A 20,896-nucleotide genomic window follows, 5' to 3' on the forward strand; every position below is an offset into this window, starting at 1 on the left:
TCAAATGGACAACAATACTCAATTAAAAAATGATGGATTTGTAATTATCGATGTATTATCAGTTGAGGAAATAAATTATTTGAATAGTTTATGCGAAAAATATTTAAAGTCTGGGCAAAGTGATTTTATTGCAGCATCGCATTTTTTGGCACAAGAAGATTCTAATTTTATAAATACTGAATTACATAAAATTTTAAAGGAAAGAATGCAAAACTTATTTCCAGATTTAGAACTTTTAGGTGGAACATTAGCAACAAAAAAAAGCGGAAATGCAACACTAAAAGCACACAATGATTGGGATATTGTAGATGAAAAAAAATATAATTCCTATAATCTTTGGTTGGCTTTGGTGGAAACAAATACAGAAAATGGAACGCTTGGTTTGATACCAAATTCTCATTTATGGCAACATAAACATCGTGGTTTTGGCATCAGTTCAAATTTTTGAATCATTTACCAATAAGTTTGTACAAATTGGTATTGAGCCAAATTTGAAAGCTGGACAAGCAATTTTATACAATCATAAATTAATACATTATTCAAAGCCAAACAAGACAAATAGCCCAAGAAATGTTGCAATAATTGGCATGAAAGATAAAGCAGCACAATTGCAAGTTTCATTTTCTTTAGACAAAGAAAATATCGTCACATATGCCATTACTCAAAATGATTTTTATCCATTTGATGCAGAAAAAGTAAGTAAAAATTGCTCTATCATCAACAATACAAAAGATGTGAATTTATATTCAAATTGGAATGATATTAAATTAGAATATGAAAAAAATATAAATTATATTTATATACATAAAAAAATATCATTATTACAAAAATTAAAAAACAAACTATTCTAATTTTCTTTTACACTAACAATTTTTACTTCTACTCTTTGGTTGATTGGGTCGCCTGGTTTAGAAATTAAGAATTGTTTTCCATAACCTTTGAATGATAATTTCTCAGCAGGAATTCCGTTGCGTATCAAATAATCCATCACAGATTTTGCTCTATCGTTTGATAATTTCATGCAGAATGAATCGTCACATAAACCATTGGTATGTCCACCAATTTCAATTTTTTGAATTTTACCATTTTGTTTTAAAAATGCCACTAATTTATCTAACTCAGGAAACGATTTTGTTTGTAAGAATGATGCATCAGCCATAAAATAAATACTTTTCATAATTGCAATTGCGCCTTCTTCAATTGGAACTTCAAATATTTCATAACGTTGAATTTGTGCATTTACATCAATAGCCTTTTGTTGTATTTTTTGTAATGAATCTATATTTTTTGAAAGCGTAACAACTTCTTTTTCTTGTTGTTTTCTTAGTAGTTCAAGTAGTTGTTTGTCTTTTTCTAATTTAGCTTTTTCTGCTGCAATTTTATCTTTCTCAGCTTGCATTTGAGCAAGTAAATCATCCATCATTTTTTTGTCTTGCTCTAGCTTTTTCTTCTCATCAGATAGTTTTGAGTTTGTTTGTTCCAATTGTTTCTTTTGCTCATCTAATTTATCTTTTTCAGAACTCAAATTATCAATATCTTTTTCTAATACATTTTTATTATCATTCAAATTGCTCAAGGTATTATTCAATTGTTGACTAAGTTTATCTCTTTCATTTGCTAATTCATCAATATCTTTTTCAAGGTTATTTTTGTTACTATTCAAATTATTCAATGTATTATTCAATTGCTGATTGAGTTGTTCTTGCTCTTTCTTAAGTTGTTCTATTTCTTCAATATGTTTGTTTAGTTCTTCTTCGTTTTTATTATTATCAACAACTGCCAAATAGTTTTCATTGGGTTTTATTGTTGGCTCAGTGGTAGTATTTGCTGTTGGTGTATTGTTTGGAATATTTGTAACTGTATTTTCAACTTTATCAGACAATGCCTCTGTTTTATTATTTAATTCATCTATTTTTGTGCAATATTATTTGGCATTGTATTGCTTGCTACTACATTTGGTTGTGTTGTGTTTAATGTACTTTTAGGCTGAACTGTTGCGTTCGATGTTGTAGGATTATAATTATCCATGTTATTCATCTTATCCTGTATTGCTTTTAGCTTATCTTGATATTTTTGTACTTGAGGATTTGGCTGATTTGAAGTATTAATGCTTTGTGTTTCTTTAGGCACATATTTTACATCAGGATTTGTATAATCTGGTTTTATTTCTGATTTTTTAGGTGCTTTTGTATCACTTGTTTGTGCTTGAGTTTGTTGCTGTTTTAACTGTGCAATCTTATCTTGCATTTCATCATGTTGTTGCGCATACACATCACTTTGTTTTTCTTTTAATGGCTGTTTTTCATATGGCTTGTACACATTCGGATTATCTATTTTTGTACTTTGTTCATAATTTGGAGTATTCAAATCATATAATTTTTGCTCCATGTTATTTTTCTTTGGATCGATATTATAAGTTTGGTCTACTGTAGGATTGATATAATCTTTTTTCTCAGTATACTTAGCATACTCAGAATTTGTAGTAGTTGGTTTGTCTTGCAATTTTGATTCGTATTGTTGTTCTTTTAGCTTTGCTAATTTTTCAGCATATGGATCTGTTGCTAATTCTTGCTTTGGTTTTAATGTCTGGTTGTTTGTATTTGATTGCTGACTTGTTGTTGGTTGCTGTTGGTAATTAGTTGTGGTGCTTGTAGTAATTGGTTGTTGGTTGTTTACTGTTGGCTGTGTTGTATTAGTTGTGGTTATTGGTTGCTGATAATTACTTGTTGGCAATTCTAGTTTGTTCGTTTCAATATTATTGTATGTTACTGGCTCATTTGTAGTACTACCTATAGTTTCATATTTTGTTGATGGTTCTGTAGGCAGTGGTTGCTTTTTTAAATTATCAAATACATTTTTCTGTGGGTCATTATTCACTACTTTTGGAATATTTTTAAAAGAATCTACAACATATTTATTAGCTTCTTTTGGTTGTTCCATTACTGCACTAGTTGGCAATGCATTTTTATTTACTAGGCTATCTTTCTTTGGAACTGTTGGTTCAAATGCTGCACTTTTTGGCAATGCATTTTTATTGACTAATGTATCTATCTTAGGTAAATTATTGACTACACTAGTTGTCGGTTTTGGCGCAGTTGGTATTGTATTTTGGTTTATTTTTTGAGCATTTTTCAGGCTATCTAATTTCTTTTGCAAATCATTAGTTGCCGTATTTGTAGCTGTAGTTGTTGGTTGTGTAGGTACATTGCTTGGCTTTGTTGTTGGTGCTACAACTGATGGTTTTATTGTATCTTTTATCGATGTTGTTGTCGTTGGTGGTGGTGTTTTATTTACAACTGGCACTTGTGGTTTTATAGTTATTGCTGTAGGTTCTGGTGCTTTTTTCTGAATACTATTTGCCAAAATTTGTGGATTATTAATTATCACAGGTTCAGGCTGAATTTCTTTAGGTAATTTTATTCTATACAAATCATTTTTCCCAAAATATGATTTTCCACTTGAGAAATATGCATACTCACCATTTGATGTAATTGTATAATAAATATCAATTTCATCCGTATTAATTTTTGTTCCTAAGTTTAATGGCTCACTCCAATTTGTCCATGTGTTATCTAGTCTTTTAGAAACATACATATCATAGCTACCATAACCTTGATGTCCAGCAGAAGAAAAGAACAAAGTTTTTGTATCTGCAGCCAAAAACACACTTGCCTCAGAGCCAACTGTGTTAATTGTCTTTCCTAAATTCTTTGGCTTGCTCCAAGTACCATCAGCATATTTGAAAGATACAAAAATATCCATATCACCAAATCCATCTAATCTTTCCACGCACATCAACAATATATCTTCGTTCAAATTTAGATGATAATGTGCATATTCGTTGTTGTTGTACATATCTTCAACATTCAAAGAAACAGGTTTTTGCCATTTCCCAAACTTATCTTTAGAAGAAACAGAAACACCAGTCATATTATTTTTTTTGTAGCGATTGGCTAAGTATAATCTATTATTGTCTTTACTTACAAATACTACAAAATTATGTTCTTCAGTATTCAATGGTGCGCCAATATTTTCTGCTTTTGTAAATGCACCATTATTGAGTTGATAGGCAAAATAGATATCATCTTTCTGTTCTGAACCAGTATTATCTTCTGCCCATTTTCTTGCAAAATATATCAATTGTTCATCAGGTGAAAGTATTGGCAAATGGTCATAATACTCAGAATTTATATTTGGTCCTAAATTTTCTGGTTGTGCTATGGCACTTTTATAGTACACTTCATTTACTTTTAGTTTTACTGGTTGTGTAGACGAAGAAATACCAATACAATCAATTTGTTGCATTCCACCTACTTTGTCTGTATTTAATACTAATTTTAGTTTTTGTGTTTTGTAAGTTGTTGATGGAATTTTATAAGGAATTAATACTTGTCCATAATTATTTTTAGGTGCTGTATATTTATTTTCATAGACAGTATAAGACTTTCCTTTTTCATCATATAAAATAATTTCTTTTACGGCGCCAGCATTATAACTTTCTCCAATGATAATTTGTTGTACATACTGTGGTTTATCAAATGCAACAGTTACAGATTCTTTTCCAGCTTGCATGCCTGCTGGTGCCCAAGCCAAAGGCGATACTCCAAATACCATAGTATTTGGATAGCCTAAAACTTGAGTTGCTCTAAAGTTTGAAGAATTTTCTGTTAATCCAGTACGCCACTCAGATGTATAATCTAATAACTTACTTGCCCATTGTACTTCTTGAGCAATACAAAAATGAGTAAAACAAATAAATATAAATATTATAAAAAAACGCATCAAATATTATGTTTTTAGTATTTAAAGATACTAAATTGTAACAAAAACTATTCCAACATTTTATGTAAAATAATCTTAAAACAACACATTCTTGATAATATTTGAATTATTTGATTGCTTGAAATTTTTGACTAAAATGTAATATGACATTTATCAGTAGCTAATACAATTGAGTTGGCTATTTTTGTACATGGATAATTTTGAATTAATAAAAAAATATGACATTCCAGTTCCAAGATATACAAGTTATCCTACTGTTCCGTTTTGGCATGAAAAATTGGATGATAATGAAGATTGGAAATCGCAAATAAATAAAGCAATTAATTTAAAAAAGACACAAGATGGAATTAGTTTATACATTCATCTTCCATTTTGCGAACAATTATGTACCTATTGTGGTTGCAACAAGCGCATTACAAAAAACCATGATGTAGAAGAAACTTACATCAATGCATTGCTCAAAGAATGGAAAATGTATAAAAGTATTTTTAAGAATGATATACTGATTAAAGAAATACATTTAGGTGGTGGCACACCAACATTCTTTAGTCCAAAAAATTTAGAATATCTTTTTACACAACTTATAAAAGATATTAAAATAGACGAAATACATGAATTTAGTTTTGAAGGACATCCAAATAATACAACTTACGAGCATTTAGAAACATTATATAATATTGGATTTAAAAGAGTAAGCTTTGGTGTGCAAGATACTGACATTAAAGTGCAACATGCCATCAATAGAATACAACCATTTGAAAAAACGAAACAAGTAACAGAATGGGCAAGGCAACTAAATTATACATCTATCAATTTTGATTTAATTTATGGGTTACCTTTTCAGAACGAAGAAAGTATTACAAAAACAATACAAGAAGTAATTTCATTAAAACCAGATAGAATTGCGTTTTATAGTTATGCGCATGTGCCTTGGACAAAAAAAGCACAAAGAGCTTACAACGAAGATGATTTACCTAAAGGAAAAGAAAAATACAATTTATATCAAATTGGAAAAAAGATATTTTTAGATAATGGCTACGAAGATATTGGTATGGACCATTTTGCATTGAAAAATGATCAATTATTGATTCAAAAGAATGAGTATAAATTGCATCGAAATTTTATGGGTTACACGACCAACAATACGCAAACATTAATAGGATTAGGTGTTTCTGCTATTAGTGATGTATTTTTTGCTTATAGACAAAATTATAAAACAGTAGAAGAATATTATGAGATAATTAAGCAAAATATTCTACCAATTGAAAAAGGAATTAACTTAACTGATGAAGATATTATTCAGAGACAACATATTCTTGATATTGCATGCAATGGTAAAACAACATGGAATGATGATTATAATTTTGCATCAGAAACTCAAAAATATATTCAACAACTAATCGATGACAAACTTATAATTATTAATAATAATTCATTAGAACTAACAAAACTGGGTTGGAGTTTTTTGAGAAATATTTGTTCCATATTTGATAAAAAACTAATTGAAAGTAGAAAAGACAATATGAATGAGAAGCCTAAATTCAGTCAATCTATTTAGAAATATAGTATATTACATAAACAATTTTATGATAAAAGTCATAAAATAAAATGATGACTATCAACGTATAATATAGTATTACAATATAAATTAGCCATCAAGTTTGTCAATCAATGATATACAATACCATAAACTTTGAGAAAATGTCTGTAGAAGAAATTTGTGAATACTTACAACAAAAATATTACAATCATATTTTATCTGGATTTGATATTTTAAAAAAATATATACACACGTGCAATCTTCATGAAAAAGATAACGATGACACGCATGGTATTGTTAGAGTTTTAATCAACAAATTACAGCAAGATTGTAATTTATTAATTACAAACGATACTTATATTTTATTTCCTAAAATAATTGACAATAACGAAAATATTCATCAAAAAACAATAGATGTGTTCAAAAAAATACATCAAAATATTTTACTCAATCTTACTAAATTAAAGATGCTATTCAATAGTTATCAGCAAGAGCCTTATTGGAACACTTATACACAATTAAGTATGGTTGAGATGAAAAATTTAGACGAAAATATCAGAAATTCAATATATTTAAAGGAAAATGTTCTGTGGAGCAAAATAAAAATTATTGAAGATTGATACAAAATAAAAAAGATACAACTGTTTGCTACCATTGTGGCGATCAATGCAACTCAGATGACATTCAATTAGATGAAAAAAATTTCTGTTGCAATGGCTGCAAAATGGTATATCAAATCCTCAACGAAAATAATCTTTGTACTTATTATGATTTAAACGAACATGCAGGAATTTCTATAAAAGATGAAGCTCGTGCAGACAAGTTTGCATATTTGGATAATGAAGATGTACAACAAAAACTCATTCAATTTAAAGACAATACAAATACACATGTTACATTTTATCTACCACAAATGCATTGCAGTTCTTGTTTATATCTTATAGAAAATATACACAAAATAAACAATGGAATAATTAGTTCTAAAATAAATTTTAGCAAAAAAGAAGTATTTATAATTTTCAACCACCAAGAAACTACACTTAGAAAAACAGTTGAAACATTAACAAAACTTGGCTACGAACCACATATAAGTCTACATTCGACAGATAATAATATAAATAAAACATCCAAATCAAAAATATATAAAATTGGAATTGCTGGTTTTTGTTTTGCAAATATTATGATGTTTAGTTTCCCAGAATATTTTTCTAAAACAACATATATTGAGCCAAACCTAAAAAAAATATTTACTTTTTTGTCATTAGGTTTATCATTGCCAGTATTATTTTATTCAGCTTCAGAATTTTATTCATCAGCTTGGAAAAGTATTAAACACAAATACCTAAATATAGATGTTCCAGTTGTATTGGCTGTTATTATCACTTTTATCAGAAGTTTATACGAAGTATTTGTCTTAAATGGAAATGGCTATTTTGATAGCATGACTGGCTTAGTATTTTTTATGTTGATAGGCAGAATAGCACAAGACAAAACACATCAATACTTATCATTTGAAAGAGATTACAAATCATTTTTTCCAATTGCAGTAAATAAATTATTCAACAATGTATTTAAGCCAACATCAGTAGAAAAATTAAAAGAAAATGATATTATTCAAATATATGCAAATGAATTAATTCCTGTTGATGCCATACTAACAAAAGGAAATGCAGAAATTGATTATAGTTTTGTATCAGGAGAAAGCATGCCTGTTGCAAAAAATATTGGAGAAATAGTATATGCTGGTGGCAAACAACTCAATGGCATCATTGAGCTCATGGTAATCAAACCTATGGAACAAAGCTACCTTACCAATCTTTGGAATAAAGACAACTACCATACAAAAGAAAATAAAAATAAATTCATTGATGACTTAAGTAAAAACTTCACCTATTTTGTATTAACATTAGGCTTTGGTACATTATTATTTTGGATATCCAAAGGCGAATACGCAATTGGGTTCAATGCATTAACTACAATTCTTATTGTTGCGTGTCCATGTACATTATTGTTAGCATCTACATTTACTTATGGACATATGCTAAGTATACTTACAAAAAATAAATTTTATATAAGAAATTATAATGTATTAGAAAATTTCAACAATATAAATGAAATAGCATTTGATAAAACAGGCACAATTACTGAAAGCAATGAAATAGAAATAAATTTTATAGGCAACACACTACCAACAGAATACCAAAAATATTTTGCATCATTAGCAGCACAATCAAAACATCCATACAGCAAATCAATTGCAAAATATTGGAAAAACACCAACAAAGTAACTATCAAAAATTTTAAAGAAACAATTGGAAAAGGATTAGAAGCATGGCACAATGAGCATTACCTAAAATTAGGTTCAGCAGCATTCTTTAATTTAGATAAAGGGAAACAACAAGACAGTGAAGTATATTTGGCTATAGACAACCAAGTTGTTGGGTATTTTATTTTTTCTAATGTCTATCGAGCACAGTTTTCAAATGTATTTCATGAATTAAAGAACAATTTTAAACTACATATTTTATCAGGCGATAATTTATCTGAATATAATTTTTTACATCAGACACTTGGAAATGATGTACAACTAAATTTCAATTTAAGACCAGAAGACAAATTAAATAATATTAAAAAAGTACAACAAAGCGAGCAAAACATTATGATGTTTGGTGATGGACTAAACGATGCAGGCGCACTAAAACAAAGCAATGTAGGCATAGCTATCACAGAAAATAGTAATAATTTCACACCAGCTTGCGATGGAATTTTAGAGGCATCACAATAAGATAAAATTCCAACATTCTTTAAGTTTGCTAAATATGGAAAGAAAATCATCAAAACTAGTTTCACATTCTCATTATTATATAATATCGTAGGGCTATCATTTGCGCTAACAGGTAAATTATCACCACTAATTGCCGCAATTCTTATGCCTTTGAGCTCAATTAGTATTATTATTCTTACATTTAGTCTAACAAAATATTACGCTTGGAAGCTTGATTTAGTAAAACATGATAAAAATCATATTTCAGATTGAGTAGCATCAGTAATATCTTAAGAAAAAATAACGAAATTTGTCTTTTCAAATAATTATATGAATGCAATAATAATACTTTTAATATGTAGCCTATTTGTGGCAGTAGGTTTTCTTGTTGCATTCATTTGGAGCGTGAAAGATGGACAATATGAAGATGAGTTTTCTCCAGCAAATAGAATACTATATGATGATCAAGAAATAAATAAAAATACTAGAAAATAAACATTAAATATTTATGGAGTTAGAAAAATTTTATTACGACAACAAAATTGCTAGAGCGTTTGCATTCGCTACCATACTTTGGGCTATTGTTGGCATGTTGGTTGGTGTTATCATTGCATTTCAATTAGCAGAACCAGCATTAAATTTAGGTGTAGCGCAAACCACATTTGGTAGACTTAGACCATTACACACCAATGCAGTTATTTTTGCATTTGTTGGCAATGGTATATTTACCGCTGTATACTACAGCTTCCCAAGATTATTAAAAACAAGAATGTTCAGTGATAAACTAAACTGGATACATTTTTGGGGATGGCAATCTATTATTGTACTGGCAGCAGTTACACTAGTTATGGGTATTACAACATCAAAAGAATATGCAGAATTAGAATGGCCAATTGATATTCTAATCACTATTATTTGGGTAATTTTTGGGATAAACATGCTAGGTACCATCTTTAAAAGAAGAGAAAGACACTTATACGTAGGTATCTGGTTTTTCTTAGCAAGCTGGGTTACTGTAGCTATGTTACATTTAGTAAATTCATTTGCAATACCAGTCACATTCTTAAAAAGTTATTCATGGTACGCAGGTGTACAAGATGCATTAGTACAATGGTGGTATGGTCACAATGCAGTTGCATTCTTCCTTACAACACCATATTTAGGGTTAATGTATTATTTTGTACCAAAAGCAGCTAACCGTCCTGTATATTCTTACAGATTAAGTATTATACATTTCTGGTCATTAATATTCTTATATATTTGGGCTGGTCCACACCATTTATTATATACAGCATTACCAGATTGGGCACAATCATTAGGAACAGTATTTTCTATCATGTTGATATTACCAAGTTGGGGTGGAATGTTGAACGGTTTATTCACTTTGCGTGGCGCGTGGGATAAAGTTAGAGAAGATCCAGTGCTTAAATTTTTCGTAGTTGCATTAACATGTTATGGTATGGCAACGATAGAAGGTCCATTATTATCATTAAAAAATGTAAGTTCATATTCTCACTACACAGACTGGATTGTAGCACACGTACACGTTGGCGCATTAGGATGGAATGGATTTTTAACCTTTGGTATGTTATATTGGTTAATCCCAAAATTATATAGAACAAATCTATATTCTAAAAAATTAGCATCTACGCACTTTTGGATAGGTACACTTGGAATTATACTTTATGCAGTTCCAATGTATTGGTCAGGTTTCAAACAAAGTTTAATGTGGAAAGATTTCACACCAGAAGGACAATTAACATACTCTTTCATGGATTCTTTACAATCTGTAATTCCTTTCTATTTATTAAGAGCAATAGGCGGAACAATTTATTTGTGTGGCGCAATTTTAATGGTATATAACTTATACAAAACAGCAAAAGCTGGTTCATTCGCAGAAGAAACAGAAGCAGAAGGTGCACCACTACCAAAACAATATGTTGCACCATCTAATGCACACTGGCACAGTTGGATAGAAAGAAGACCAATACAAATGCTTATTTTCTCATTAATCGTAGTAGGTATTGGTGGCATTGTTGAAATTGTTCCTACATTCTTAGTTAAATCAAATGTACCAACAATTGCAAGTGTAAAACCATATACACCACTAGAATTACAAGGAAGAGATATTTATATCAGAGAAGGATGTTATACATGCCACTCTCAAATGATTAGACCATTTAGAGATGAAGTAGCAAGATATGGTGATTACTCAAAAGCTGGTGAATTCGTTTATGATCATCCATTCCAATGGGGCTCAAAAAGAACAGGACCTGATTTGGCTAGACAAGGTGGTAAGAACCCAAATTCATGGCATTTCAATCACTTATTAGATCCGCAATCTACTTCACCAGGTTCAGTTATGCCACCGTATCCATGGCTATTCAAAAGAGATTTGAATAACGAATCACTACCTAAGAAAATAAAAGCAATGCAAACACTTGGCGTTCCATACGAAAAAGGTTATGAAAACATTGCAATAAAAGACTTAGAAAAACAAGCTGAAACAATTGCAAAAGATTTAAGTGCAAATAAAATTGAGATAAGTAAAGACAAAGAAATCATTGCTGTTATTGCTTATTTACAAAGATTAGGAACAGATATTAAAGCAGAAAAATAACATCTTATGAAATTTATAAATTATTTAGAAAGTATTTCAGGTGTAGGCATTTTTCCCCTGTTTTCTTTATTAGTTTTCTTTAGCTTTTTTTTAATGTGTGTAATATATGTAATCAGAGCTGATGATAATGTTATGGATGAAATGAAAAATATTCCTTTAGAAGAAAGTAAATAAAATTTAAAAACAATCAATATGTTGAATATTATTAATAACAAGAAAAATATACTACTTACAGTTGCAGTTTTAGCATCATTGGGTAGCTATGCACAAGATATAAATCAATCAAAGCCATTATCTATATCTACTAATACTATGCTATTGATTATTGCATTTGTATTATTAGGTGTAATTTTAATGCTTGCAGCAGTAGTGTCAAAAGCAATCGATCTTTTTAAAGATAAATTGAAAGAAAAGTCTAAAAGTATCACTACTATATTAGTTGTACTACTTACTACTTTTGCTGCGCAAGCACAAGATGCAGGCACAGTTGCAGCTGAAGCAAGTCAAAACTCAAGTGCAATGGGAAATAATGCACTTTCGTTGCTATTAACAACTATCATTATAGTAGAAATAGCTATTATTGCATATCTCATTAAACAAATAAGTTTCTTAACAGGTATTGATGCACTGCAAAAAGAAGCAGTAAGCGAAGGCAAAGCAACTACACTATGGGATAAAATTAATAGTTTCAAACCACTATCACAAGAAAAAGATATTGATTTAGGCCATAGTTTTGATGGCATTAGAGAGTTAGACAATATTGCTCCACCTTGGTTTACTATTGGCTTTGCATTTACTATACTATTTGCAATCGTATATATGTACAGATACCATATTTCAGAATCTGCACCATTGCAAATTCAAGAATATGAAAACTCATTATTACAAGCAAAAGCTGAGAAAGAAGCTTTCGAAAAACTATCGCCACCAAAAACAGTAGATGAAAATAATCTTGTAATGCTAGGTGATGCTGAAATTGCATTAGGAAAAGAACTATTTGTAAAAAATTGTGGTACTTGCCATGCAAACGATGGTGGTGGTGGTGCTGGTCCAAACTTAGCTGATAATTATTGGCTACATGGAGGTAATTTAAAGGATATTTTTGTTACTATTCGTGATGGATACCCAGATAAGGCAATGCCATCTTGGAGTGGTCTTTTAAGTCCTCAGCAAATTGAACAACTTGCATCTTTTGTAAAATCTTTAAAAGGTACATCACCAGCATCTCCGAAAGAAAAACAAGGAGAATTATTTAATGAAACAGATGCTACGTCAGTTGTTGAAACTACAACAGATACTACTGTGACAGCAATTAATTAACATGATAATACAATAAAAACATTCCCACTTTCATATATTTGAGAGTGGGATTTTAATTAATACAAAAATATATCATGGACGAATTACAGAAACCCAAAACATTTAGAGATACAGTATCTACCGTTGATAAAGAAGGACACAGAAAATGGATTTATGCTTTACAGCCAAAAGGTTACTTGTATAAACTTAGAACATATGTAAGTTGGGTTTATTTAGCTATTTTCTTTGCAATTCCATTTATAAAAATTAATGGTGTACCATTTTTACAATTCAATATTTTAGAAAGAAGATTTATATTTTTTGGTAAAATATTTACGCCAGATGATTTCTTCATTTTTGCAGTTGGCATGATTACTTTTATAGTATTTATTGTACTTTTTACAGTTATTTATGGAAGGATATTTTGTGGTTGGGTTTGTCCACAAACTATATTTATGGAAATGGTATTCAGAAAAATTGAATACTGGATTGAAGGTAGCGCAAATGACCAGAAAGTACTTGACAGAAGTGAATGGAATACAAATAAAATTTTAAGAAGAGGAGGAAAACATCTTGCTTTTTTCCTTTTATCATTTATAATAGCAAATACATTTCTAACTTATATTATTGGTGTAGAAAATTTAATAAAATATGCTAGAGAACCGTTTTACGAGCATTTTGGACTTATATTTGGGTTGTTAGCATTTACATTAATTTTCTATGCTATTTATGCATTTGTAAGAGAATTAGCATGTATTGTAATTTGCCCATATGGCAGATTACAGAGTGTATTACTAGACAAAGACACAGTTGTTGTAGCATATGATTATGTAAGAGGCGAACCAAGAGGCAAAATACATAAAGGTGCTGAAAGAACAAATGGAGATTGTATAGATTGTAACCAATGTGTGGCTGTTTGTCCTACTGGAATTGATATAAGAAATGGTACACAAATGGAATGTACCAACTGTACTGCGTGTATAGATGCATGTAATTTTATGATGGATAAAGTTGGCTTACCTCAAGATTTAATTAGATACGCCTCTGAAAATAATATAGCAGAAGGAAAAAAGCTAGAATTTACTGGACGTATGAAAGCATACACAGTGATATTGGCATTATTAATTGGTTTAATGGCTTTCTTATTAATAACTAGAGATAATATTGATGCACATATAACAAGATCTAAAGGACAACTATTCACAGAAGTAGATAATAATAAGTTAGCTAACTTCTATGAAATAAAGTTAATTAATAAAACAAATGAAGACATCGCATTCAATTTAAAACTTGAGAATATTGGTGGTGAGATTAAACTTGTGGGAACTGATAAGATAATTGCCAAAACGTTACAACAAGGAAAAGCAAATTTTATGATTATCTTAGATAAAGAAAAGGTAAAAGAATATAAAACAAACTTAGAAATAGCTTTGTATGATGGCAATAAAAAAATCAGAACGATAAAAACAAATTTTTTAGGTCCATTTAAATAATGAAGAAATGAATTGGGGAAAAGGCATAGCATTAGTATTAATACTTTTTATCTTAGGATTGGCATTTCTAGTGTATAAAACAACAGAAGTAACATCAGAAATGGTAACAGACAATTACTATGAAAAAGAATTAGCCTATGAAGAAGTCATTGAAGGAAAAAGAAATTTACAGAAACTAAGTGAGGAAATACAAGTAAAAATTGATGCCGAAAAGGTAAGTATACAATTCCCAAAAGAATTGATACAAGAAAATATAAAAGGCAACATACTTTTCTATAGACCAAGTGATCCTAAAAAAGACAGAACTACAGCTATTATATTAAAAAATCACATGCAAAGTATGGATATGCAAAACTTTGTAACAGGAAACTATCAAGTTCAAATTACTTTTGAAGTAGATAACAACAAATATTACTTTGAAAAAAACATATATATTCCATAATGTTTTATGCAATTTCATCAGGATTTTTAGTAGGTTTATTAGGCAGCTTTCATTGTATAGGAATGTGTGGACCAATTGCATTAGCACTACCTATACACCAACAAAACACTGTACAAAAAATACTTTCTTTACTAACTTATAATCTTGGCAGAATAATTACCTATAGTTTCTTAGGATTAATTTTTGGATTGATTGGCAAGACATTATTTATTGGAAAATATCAACAAGTATTTTCTATTGTAATTGGTTCAATAATTTTATTATTTCTACTCATTCCATTTATTGGCAAAAAGTTAAATCAAGGCACGATATTATCCAAATACCATAGAATGATATAACAACAGTTGAGTTCTTTATTTAAAAAAGAAAAAAATATACTTAACTTATTTATAATTGGAATATTCAATGGATTATTACCATGTGGTTTAGTGTATATGGCAATTGCTGGTTCATTATCTACTGGAAATATAAACCATGCAATATTGTTTATGCTTTCGTTTGGCTTAGGTACAGTGCCAATTATGTTTAGTGTGGCATTTTTTGGAAATTATATTTCGCAACCTATTAGAAAAAAAATAAATAAAGCTGTACCATTTGTAATTGGATGCATGGCAGTCTTACTTATTTTGCGTGGTATGAATTTGGGCATACCATACATTAGTCCAAAGTTTGAGCAAACTGTAAATGGCACAACTACAACTTGTCCACAAAAGAATAAAAAAACGATTTTTTTAAATAACTACATTGTATTGCATAATTTGGCAATATTTAGAATAATTATAATTAAAAAATTATCTTTGGATATACTTTATCAAAGTATATTATTTCTTTTATGACAATTATATCTAAAATTATATTTCCAGAGTAACATGTCTCCATTTATATTTTTAATCATTTCGTGTGTGGTATGTAATATATATTTACAAATAATAGAGTATGAAGAATATAATATTCATAAAGATGAAGACATAAGTATCTTTTTCTTTATTAAAGCAATGTTCTATGCCAAACTTAGTGAAGATGAAAAAATAGCTTTGGCAAAATACAATCCATATTATGCTTCATTAGATAAAAGACTAAAAAAAGAATTTGAAGAAAGAGTAGCAAAATATAAAATGCATAAAAACTTTTATTATGCAGTAGATTCTACAAGAAATAAAAAAATTGTTGTCTTATTAATTTCTTCTTATGCTGTTCAATTAACTTTTGGTTTAAAAAAATATTTAATGGGATATTTTGATGAAATTCATATTTATAAAGAATCTTTTATGTATCTAGGTTACGATTTATCTGGACTTACCTCAGGTAGAAGAAGAACAATATATTTTAGTGAATCTGCCTTATTAAAAAGTTTAGATGACCCACATGATGGTTTTCATATTGCCTTTCATGAATTTGCACATGCCATACAAATTAGTAACGATTTTCGAAGAGTGTATTTCAATATCAGACATTATATTTCATTGATTGAATACATCAGGAATAATTTTTACTTAATTCAATTAGATGGAACTGATTTCTTTCCATATTATGCTTTCAAAAATGAAGAAGAATTGTATGCTTGTTCTATAGAAAAGTTTTTTGAGCAAGCACAAGAGTTTAATGAGAAATATCCAAGACTATACGAAATTATTACACAGTTACTCAATCAAAATCCGTTAGATACTGAATATCCAATTTATAGAAAACAGTAATAGTTTAGATATTATTAATCGTATAGATTGGCAACTCGAACTAACTTATTGGTATTTAGAATTTTTATTTTCTTACCAGAAAGTTCTATCATATTTTCTTTATTAAACTCAGACAATAATCTGATGGCTGTTTCTGTTGCCGTGCCTACAATATTTGCTATTTCCTCACGTGATAAAGAAACGTTTATATTTTCTTCGTTATCTATACCATAAGTTTCTTTGAGGAACAAAATAGTTTCTGCCATTCTTTCGCGCACTGGTTTTTGGGCCAAATGTGTAATCTTTTCTTCAGCTTTTCTCAATTCATCAGACAATAATTTCATCATCTCAAAGGATAAGTTGGCGTCTTTTTAAGAATTTCTGTAAAAACTTCTCTTGGAATAAAACATACATTACAATCTTCGATTGCAATGGCTGATGCACTATATTTTTCTGAAGAAAGTAATGCTTTGTATCCAATAATATCGCCTGGTTTTACCAAACGTACTATTTGTTCTTTGCCTTCATCACCAACCATAGATATTTTTATCTTTCCACCATTAATGCAAAAAACACCTGATGCATAAGAACCTTCTTTGAATATATATTCGTTCTTTTTGTAAGTAGAACATATTTTATGTTTATTGATTTCAGCCATTTTATCAAACTCAGTTTTGCAAAAAACAGAGTTAAATCTATTAGAGCAATGCTTACAATCAACATGTTCAAATCCTTTATTCATACTATTCAATATTGGTAAATATAATCAATTTTTTAAATATTAAAACCAATTTTTAGGTTGAAAATATTTTAGTGCCGCTGCTTCTTCTGTGCCAACCTCAGGTTGATAGTTATATTTCCATGTTGCATATGGTGGCAAACTCATCAAAATAGATTCTATTCTTCCATTTGTTTTTAAGCCAAAATGTGTGCCTCTATCGTACACCAAATTAAACTCAGCATACAATCCACGTCTTATATACTGCCATTCTTTCTGTACATCAGTATATGTTTTGTCTTTATTATTATTGACTAATGTTGTATAAATTGGGACAAAGCTATTGCCTACATTTTGCATAAACTGAAATAAAAATGCTCTATGTTGTGCATCTTTTGGTCTTAAATGGTCATAAAATATTCCACCAATGCCACGCATTTGTTTTCTATGTTTTATTGTAAAATAATCATCGCAGTATGCTTTGAAACTTGGATAGAATGTAACATCTGATTTATCGCATTCAGTTTTAAGATATTGATGAAAATATTTTATATCACTATCATTTGGGTATGCTGGCGACACGTCAATGCCTCCACCAAACCACTCATCTACAATATTACCATGTTCTTCATCCAACATACAAAAGTATCTTACATTCATGTGTATGATAGGCACATATGGATTTTGTGTATGTATTACGATAGACACACCAGTTGCGTGAAAATAAGTTGCACCTTTTGTTTCTGTATTTAGAAATAATGGCAATGCACCATAAACATGTGAAAAATTCACTCCACCTTTTTCAAAGATATTACCATCAGCAATTACTCGAGTATCTCCGCCGCCACCTTCTTCTCTATCCCATTTATCTGAAATAAATTTTGATTTACCATCTAATTTTTCTAATGCACTGCATATGTTATTCTGTAAATCAATTAAATATAATTTTATTTCATTCAGATGGTTCATATCATTAGTTTCTATCTCTTGCTTTTGCTACTAGTGGTTTTCTATTGTTCATTTTTTTATATACAGTAAGAATGATGTCGCCATCTTCGCCATTTGTATTAAAGAATGAGAAATTATTAAGTATTCTAATATCGTTTATTTTTCTGCTATCTACGCCAGTATCTTTTTTAAGCATATCTAGAAGATATTTTGGTGTAATGCCTTCGTCTTTTCCTTTAGCAAAAAACAAACGCATGTTTTGTTTTGCAGATCTAGAGAAACTTTCCTTTGTTGTTTCTTTAATTTCTTTATATGCTTTAGGATTTAATTCATCTTGAACGAAATGCTTGATTAATGCAGCAATTGTAGTACTTGGATCACCTTCGCCTAATATTTCTTTTGCAAAAGAAAGATATTCTTCAAAGTGTTCTGTTTCTATAATTGTTTCCACATGATCTTTGATTCTGGTGCGTTTTATTTTTACCATTTCATAAGCATCAGGTAATTTTCCTTTATGAATATCTGCTTTGCTGATGCTTTTTATAAATGCTAATTTTCTTCTTTCAGTTGGGTCAATGATAGACATTGCTTTTCCTGTTTTTCCAGCACGCCCAGTACGTCCAATTCTGTGTACATAAGATTCTGGATCTTGTGGTAAGCCATAATTGATTACGTGTGTTAAATCACTTACGTCCATTCCTCTTGCTGCTACATCTGTGGCAACAAGTACACCATATTTATTTTGTTTAAATTGTTTTACGACTTTCTCTCTTAAATTTTGTTGAATATCGCCATGCAAAGAATCCGCAGAATATCCTTTTTCATTTAAGTGATTGCTAATTTCAATTGTTTCTGCTTTTGTATTACAGAAAATTATTCCATAAAAATCTTCTTCTACATCTAAGATTCTTGATAATGCTGCAAATTTATCACGATCTGGTACTTCAAAATAAGATTGTTCAATATTGTTATTTGTAATCTCTTTTTTCTGAATTTGTACCATATCGTAATCACCCATGTATCTTTTTGCTAATTGCAAAATACGTGATGGCATTGTTGCTGAAAACAATAACATTTTTCTGTCTTCATTACACGATTTCAAAATTAGCTCAATATCTTCAATGAAACCCATGTTAAGCATTTCATCTGCTTCATCAAGCACTACATAGTTTAAGTTTTCAAGTTTTAGCTTTTTTCTTTCAATCAAGTCTATTACTCTACCTGGTGTACCTACAACAATACGTGCTCCTTTTTCTAATTCGCTCATTTGTTTTCCAATTGGTGCGCCACCATATACTGTACTTATCCAAATTCTTTTAGTGCCTTTGTATGCTTTAATTTCGTCTGCAACTTGTATAGCTAATTCTCTTGTTGGTGTAAGTACTAATGCTTGTACTGCTTTACTACTTGGGTCAAATCTTTCAATAATTGGCAAACCAAATGCTGCTGTTTTTCCTGTACCTGTTTGTGCTTGACCAACAATATCTTTCTCTCCATTCAGTAAAAGTGGAATTGTTTGTTCTTGAATAGGTGTTGGTTGTTCAAACCCTTTTTTCTCTAAGGCTATCAACACTTCTTCTGATAATCCTAACGCTCTAAATCCGTCCATATATATTTTTAATTAAAGTGCAAAGATACAACATTGATATTTAGTAATGAAGGCATTGTAACAATGTAATAATGTAATAATATAACAATGAAATGAATAAACATTATGCATTATTTGTATAGTTTGTAGTATTTATATGAAAACTTAGTGATTTTTTTACAAAATATTAGACAAAACTACTAATCATTAGAATAATTCTTATTAATTTCGGAATAGTGCAAAACAAAAAGAGAAATATTGAAATATGTATCGTTTCTGATATCCATTTGGGTACACATGCATCGCATGCTAAAGAACTGAATAGGTATTTGAATAGTATTGAACCAAATATTTTGATTATTAATGGAGATTGGTTAGATATTTGGAATTTTAGTTCTGGCTATTTTCCTCAAGAGCATGTAGAAAATATTTTTATGGTCTTGGATTTTGCCAGAAAAGGAACGCCAGTATATTACATAACTGGAAATCATGATGATTCTATGCGCAATTTTACTGGCTATAATTTTGATGTTTTAGAACTGAGAGACGAAATTGTATTGGAAATTGATGGGAAAAAACATTGGATATTTCATGGTGATAAATATGATTTGTCTGTTGGTGGTAGTGCACGCTGGTTGGCAAAATTAGGTGGTAGATATTATGATAATATTTTTAGACTGAACAGATATATTAATAATATTAGAATGAAATATGGGAAAGAGCAAATCTTTATTTCAAAATACATTAAAGACAAAGTGAAAAGTATTGTAAAATCTAAGGTGCAAGATTTTGAAGATGTGGCTATTGAAATTGCTATTGAAGAAAAATATGATTACGTAATTTGTGGCCATATACACAAACCACAAAATAGAATTGTAAGTAACGAAAATGGTAGTATTACTTACTTAAATTCAGGTGATTGGATAGAAAATTTAACCGCATTAGAATACAATAATGGCAAATGGGATATTTTTTATTACAGACATGATTTAGAATTTAAAGATATTGATAGAAAATAATTTGCGATAT

The 20,896-nt window shown here is 29.5% G+C and carries 19 protein-coding genes and 1 pseudogene; 14 read left to right on the top strand and 6 right to left on the bottom strand.

Annotation, left to right across the window (positions count from 1 at the left end):
* Window positions 1–4 precede the first annotated feature (4 nt).
* Together IPK18_01910 and IPK18_01915 are read left to right on the top strand one after the other, a co-directional pair.
* Window positions 5–448, top strand: a complete 444-nt coding sequence (locus IPK18_01910) for a phytanoyl-CoA dioxygenase family protein (protein ID QQR98313.1) — start codon at window positions 5–7, stop codon at window positions 446–448.
* Entirely contained in the window at window positions 426–851 is a 426-nt protein-coding gene (locus tag IPK18_01915; GenBank protein ID QQR98314.1) for a phytanoyl-CoA dioxygenase family protein, read from the top strand. Before IPK18_01910 ends, IPK18_01915 begins: the two co-directional genes overlap by 23 nt.
* On the opposite strand, the gene IPK18_01920 is transcribed toward IPK18_01915, so the two are convergent.
* The gene (locus tag IPK18_01920; GenBank protein ID QQR98315.1) at window positions 848–1,882 is read right to left on the bottom strand and encodes an OmpA family protein; all 1,035 of its coding nucleotides are present in this window, start codon (window positions 1,880–1,882) and stop codon (window positions 848–850) included. The two genes, IPK18_01915 and IPK18_01920, sit on opposite strands and share 4 nt — an antisense overlap.
* A 26-nt stretch (window positions 1,883–1,908) precedes the next feature.
* A complete protein-coding gene (locus tag IPK18_01925) occupies window positions 1,909–4,782 on the bottom strand; it encodes a PD40 domain-containing protein (GenBank protein ID QQR98316.1) in 2,874 nt (957 codons plus the stop codon).
* Window positions 4,783–4,972: 190 nt separating this feature from the next.
* On the opposite strand from IPK18_01925, the gene hemN reads away from it, so the two are divergent.
* The 11 genes and pseudogenes from hemN to IPK18_01980 all read left to right on the top strand — a co-directional run bounded on the left by hemN (window position 4,973) and on the right by IPK18_01980 (window position 16,634).
* A complete protein-coding gene (gene hemN, locus IPK18_01930; protein ID QQR99281.1) occupies window positions 4,973–6,340 on the top strand; it encodes an oxygen-independent coproporphyrinogen III oxidase in 1,368 nt (455 codons plus the stop codon).
* A 113-nt stretch (window positions 6,341–6,453) separates the two neighbouring features.
* Window positions 6,454–6,942, top strand: a complete 489-nt coding sequence (locus tag IPK18_01935) for a hypothetical protein (GenBank protein QQR98317.1) — start codon at window positions 6,454–6,456, stop codon at window positions 6,940–6,942.
* Window positions 6,939–9,107: a heavy metal translocating P-type ATPase metal-binding domain-containing protein gene (locus IPK18_01940; protein QQR98318.1), complete on the top strand. Its 2,169-nt coding sequence runs from the start codon at window positions 6,939–6,941 to the stop codon at window positions 9,105–9,107. The genes IPK18_01935 and IPK18_01940 overlap by 4 nt, the downstream gene beginning before the upstream one ends.
* A gap of 309 nt (window positions 9,108–9,416) precedes the next feature.
* Entirely contained in the window at window positions 9,417–9,581 is a 165-nt protein-coding gene (gene ccoS, locus IPK18_01945) for a cbb3-type cytochrome oxidase assembly protein CcoS (protein ID QQR98319.1), read from the top strand.
* Between the two features lie 13 nt (window positions 9,582–9,594).
* Window positions 9,595–11,706, top strand: coding sequence for a cytochrome-c oxidase, cbb3-type subunit I (ccoN, locus tag IPK18_01950; GenBank protein ID QQR98320.1), 2,112 nt, complete (start codon window positions 9,595–9,597; stop codon window positions 11,704–11,706).
* Between the two features lie 6 nt (window positions 11,707–11,712).
* A complete protein-coding gene (locus IPK18_01955) occupies window positions 11,713–11,880 on the top strand; it encodes a CcoQ/FixQ family Cbb3-type cytochrome c oxidase assembly chaperone (GenBank protein ID QQR98321.1) in 168 nt (55 codons plus the stop codon).
* Between the two features lie 18 nt (window positions 11,881–11,898).
* Entirely contained in the window at window positions 11,899–13,026 is a 1,128-nt protein-coding gene (locus IPK18_01960; protein ID QQR98322.1) for a c-type cytochrome, read from the top strand.
* 74 nt (window positions 13,027–13,100) lie between these two features.
* Window positions 13,101–14,498, top strand: a complete 1,398-nt coding sequence (gene ccoG, locus IPK18_01965) for a cytochrome c oxidase accessory protein CcoG (protein QQR98323.1) — start codon at window positions 13,101–13,103, stop codon at window positions 14,496–14,498.
* A 7-nt stretch (window positions 14,499–14,505) separates the two neighbouring features.
* On the top strand, window positions 14,506–14,940 hold the full coding sequence (locus tag IPK18_01970; protein QQR98324.1) for a FixH family protein: 435 nt from the start codon (window positions 14,506–14,508) through the stop codon (window positions 14,938–14,940).
* Window positions 14,940–15,776 (top strand): annotated as a pseudogene (locus IPK18_01975) (sulfite exporter TauE/SafE family protein). Before IPK18_01970 ends, IPK18_01975 begins: the two are co-directional and overlap by 1 nt.
* A gap of 33 nt (window positions 15,777–15,809) precedes the next feature.
* Complete coding sequence (locus tag IPK18_01980; protein QQR98325.1) at window positions 15,810–16,634, top strand: zinc-dependent peptidase; 825 nt, start codon at window positions 15,810–15,812, stop codon at window positions 16,632–16,634.
* Window positions 16,635–16,648: 14 nt separating this feature from the next.
* Here the strand turns inward: IPK18_01980 and IPK18_01985 are convergent, their stop codons facing one another.
* Genes IPK18_01985 through IPK18_02000 form a run of 4 tightly spaced genes read right to left on the bottom strand, consistent with a single transcriptional unit; the run spans window position 16,649 to window position 19,888 of the window.
* A complete protein-coding gene (locus tag IPK18_01985) occupies window positions 16,649–16,960 on the bottom strand; it encodes a Crp/Fnr family transcriptional regulator (GenBank protein ID QQR98326.1) in 312 nt (103 codons plus the stop codon).
* Entirely contained in the window at window positions 16,957–17,355 is a 399-nt protein-coding gene (locus IPK18_01990; protein QQR98327.1) for a cyclic nucleotide-binding domain-containing protein, read from the bottom strand. The genes IPK18_01985 and IPK18_01990 overlap by 4 nt, the downstream gene beginning before the upstream one ends.
* A gap of 39 nt (window positions 17,356–17,394) precedes the next feature.
* Window positions 17,395–18,300: an oxygen-dependent coproporphyrinogen oxidase gene (gene hemF, locus IPK18_01995; GenBank protein ID QQR98328.1), complete on the bottom strand. Its 906-nt coding sequence runs from the start codon at window positions 18,298–18,300 to the stop codon at window positions 17,395–17,397.
* 4 nt (window positions 18,301–18,304) lie between these two features.
* Window positions 18,305–19,888 carry a DEAD/DEAH box helicase gene (locus IPK18_02000; protein QQR98329.1) on the bottom strand — a complete coding sequence of 528 codons (1,584 nt, stop codon included), beginning with the start codon at window positions 19,886–19,888 and terminating at the stop codon, window positions 18,305–18,307.
* A gap of 215 nt (window positions 19,889–20,103) precedes the next feature.
* Here IPK18_02000 and IPK18_02005 point away from each other — a divergent pair, with 215 nt between their 5' ends.
* Window positions 20,104–20,886, top strand: a complete 783-nt coding sequence (locus IPK18_02005; protein ID QQR98330.1) for a UDP-2,3-diacylglucosamine diphosphatase — start codon at window positions 20,104–20,106, stop codon at window positions 20,884–20,886.
* The last annotated feature ends 10 nt before the right edge of the window (window positions 20,887–20,896 follow it).

The sequence above is a fragment of the Sphingobacteriales bacterium genome, assembly GCA_016699615.1.
In the GTDB taxonomy this organism is placed as follows: Bacteria; Bacteroidota; Bacteroidia; order Chitinophagales; family JADIYW01; genus JADJSS01.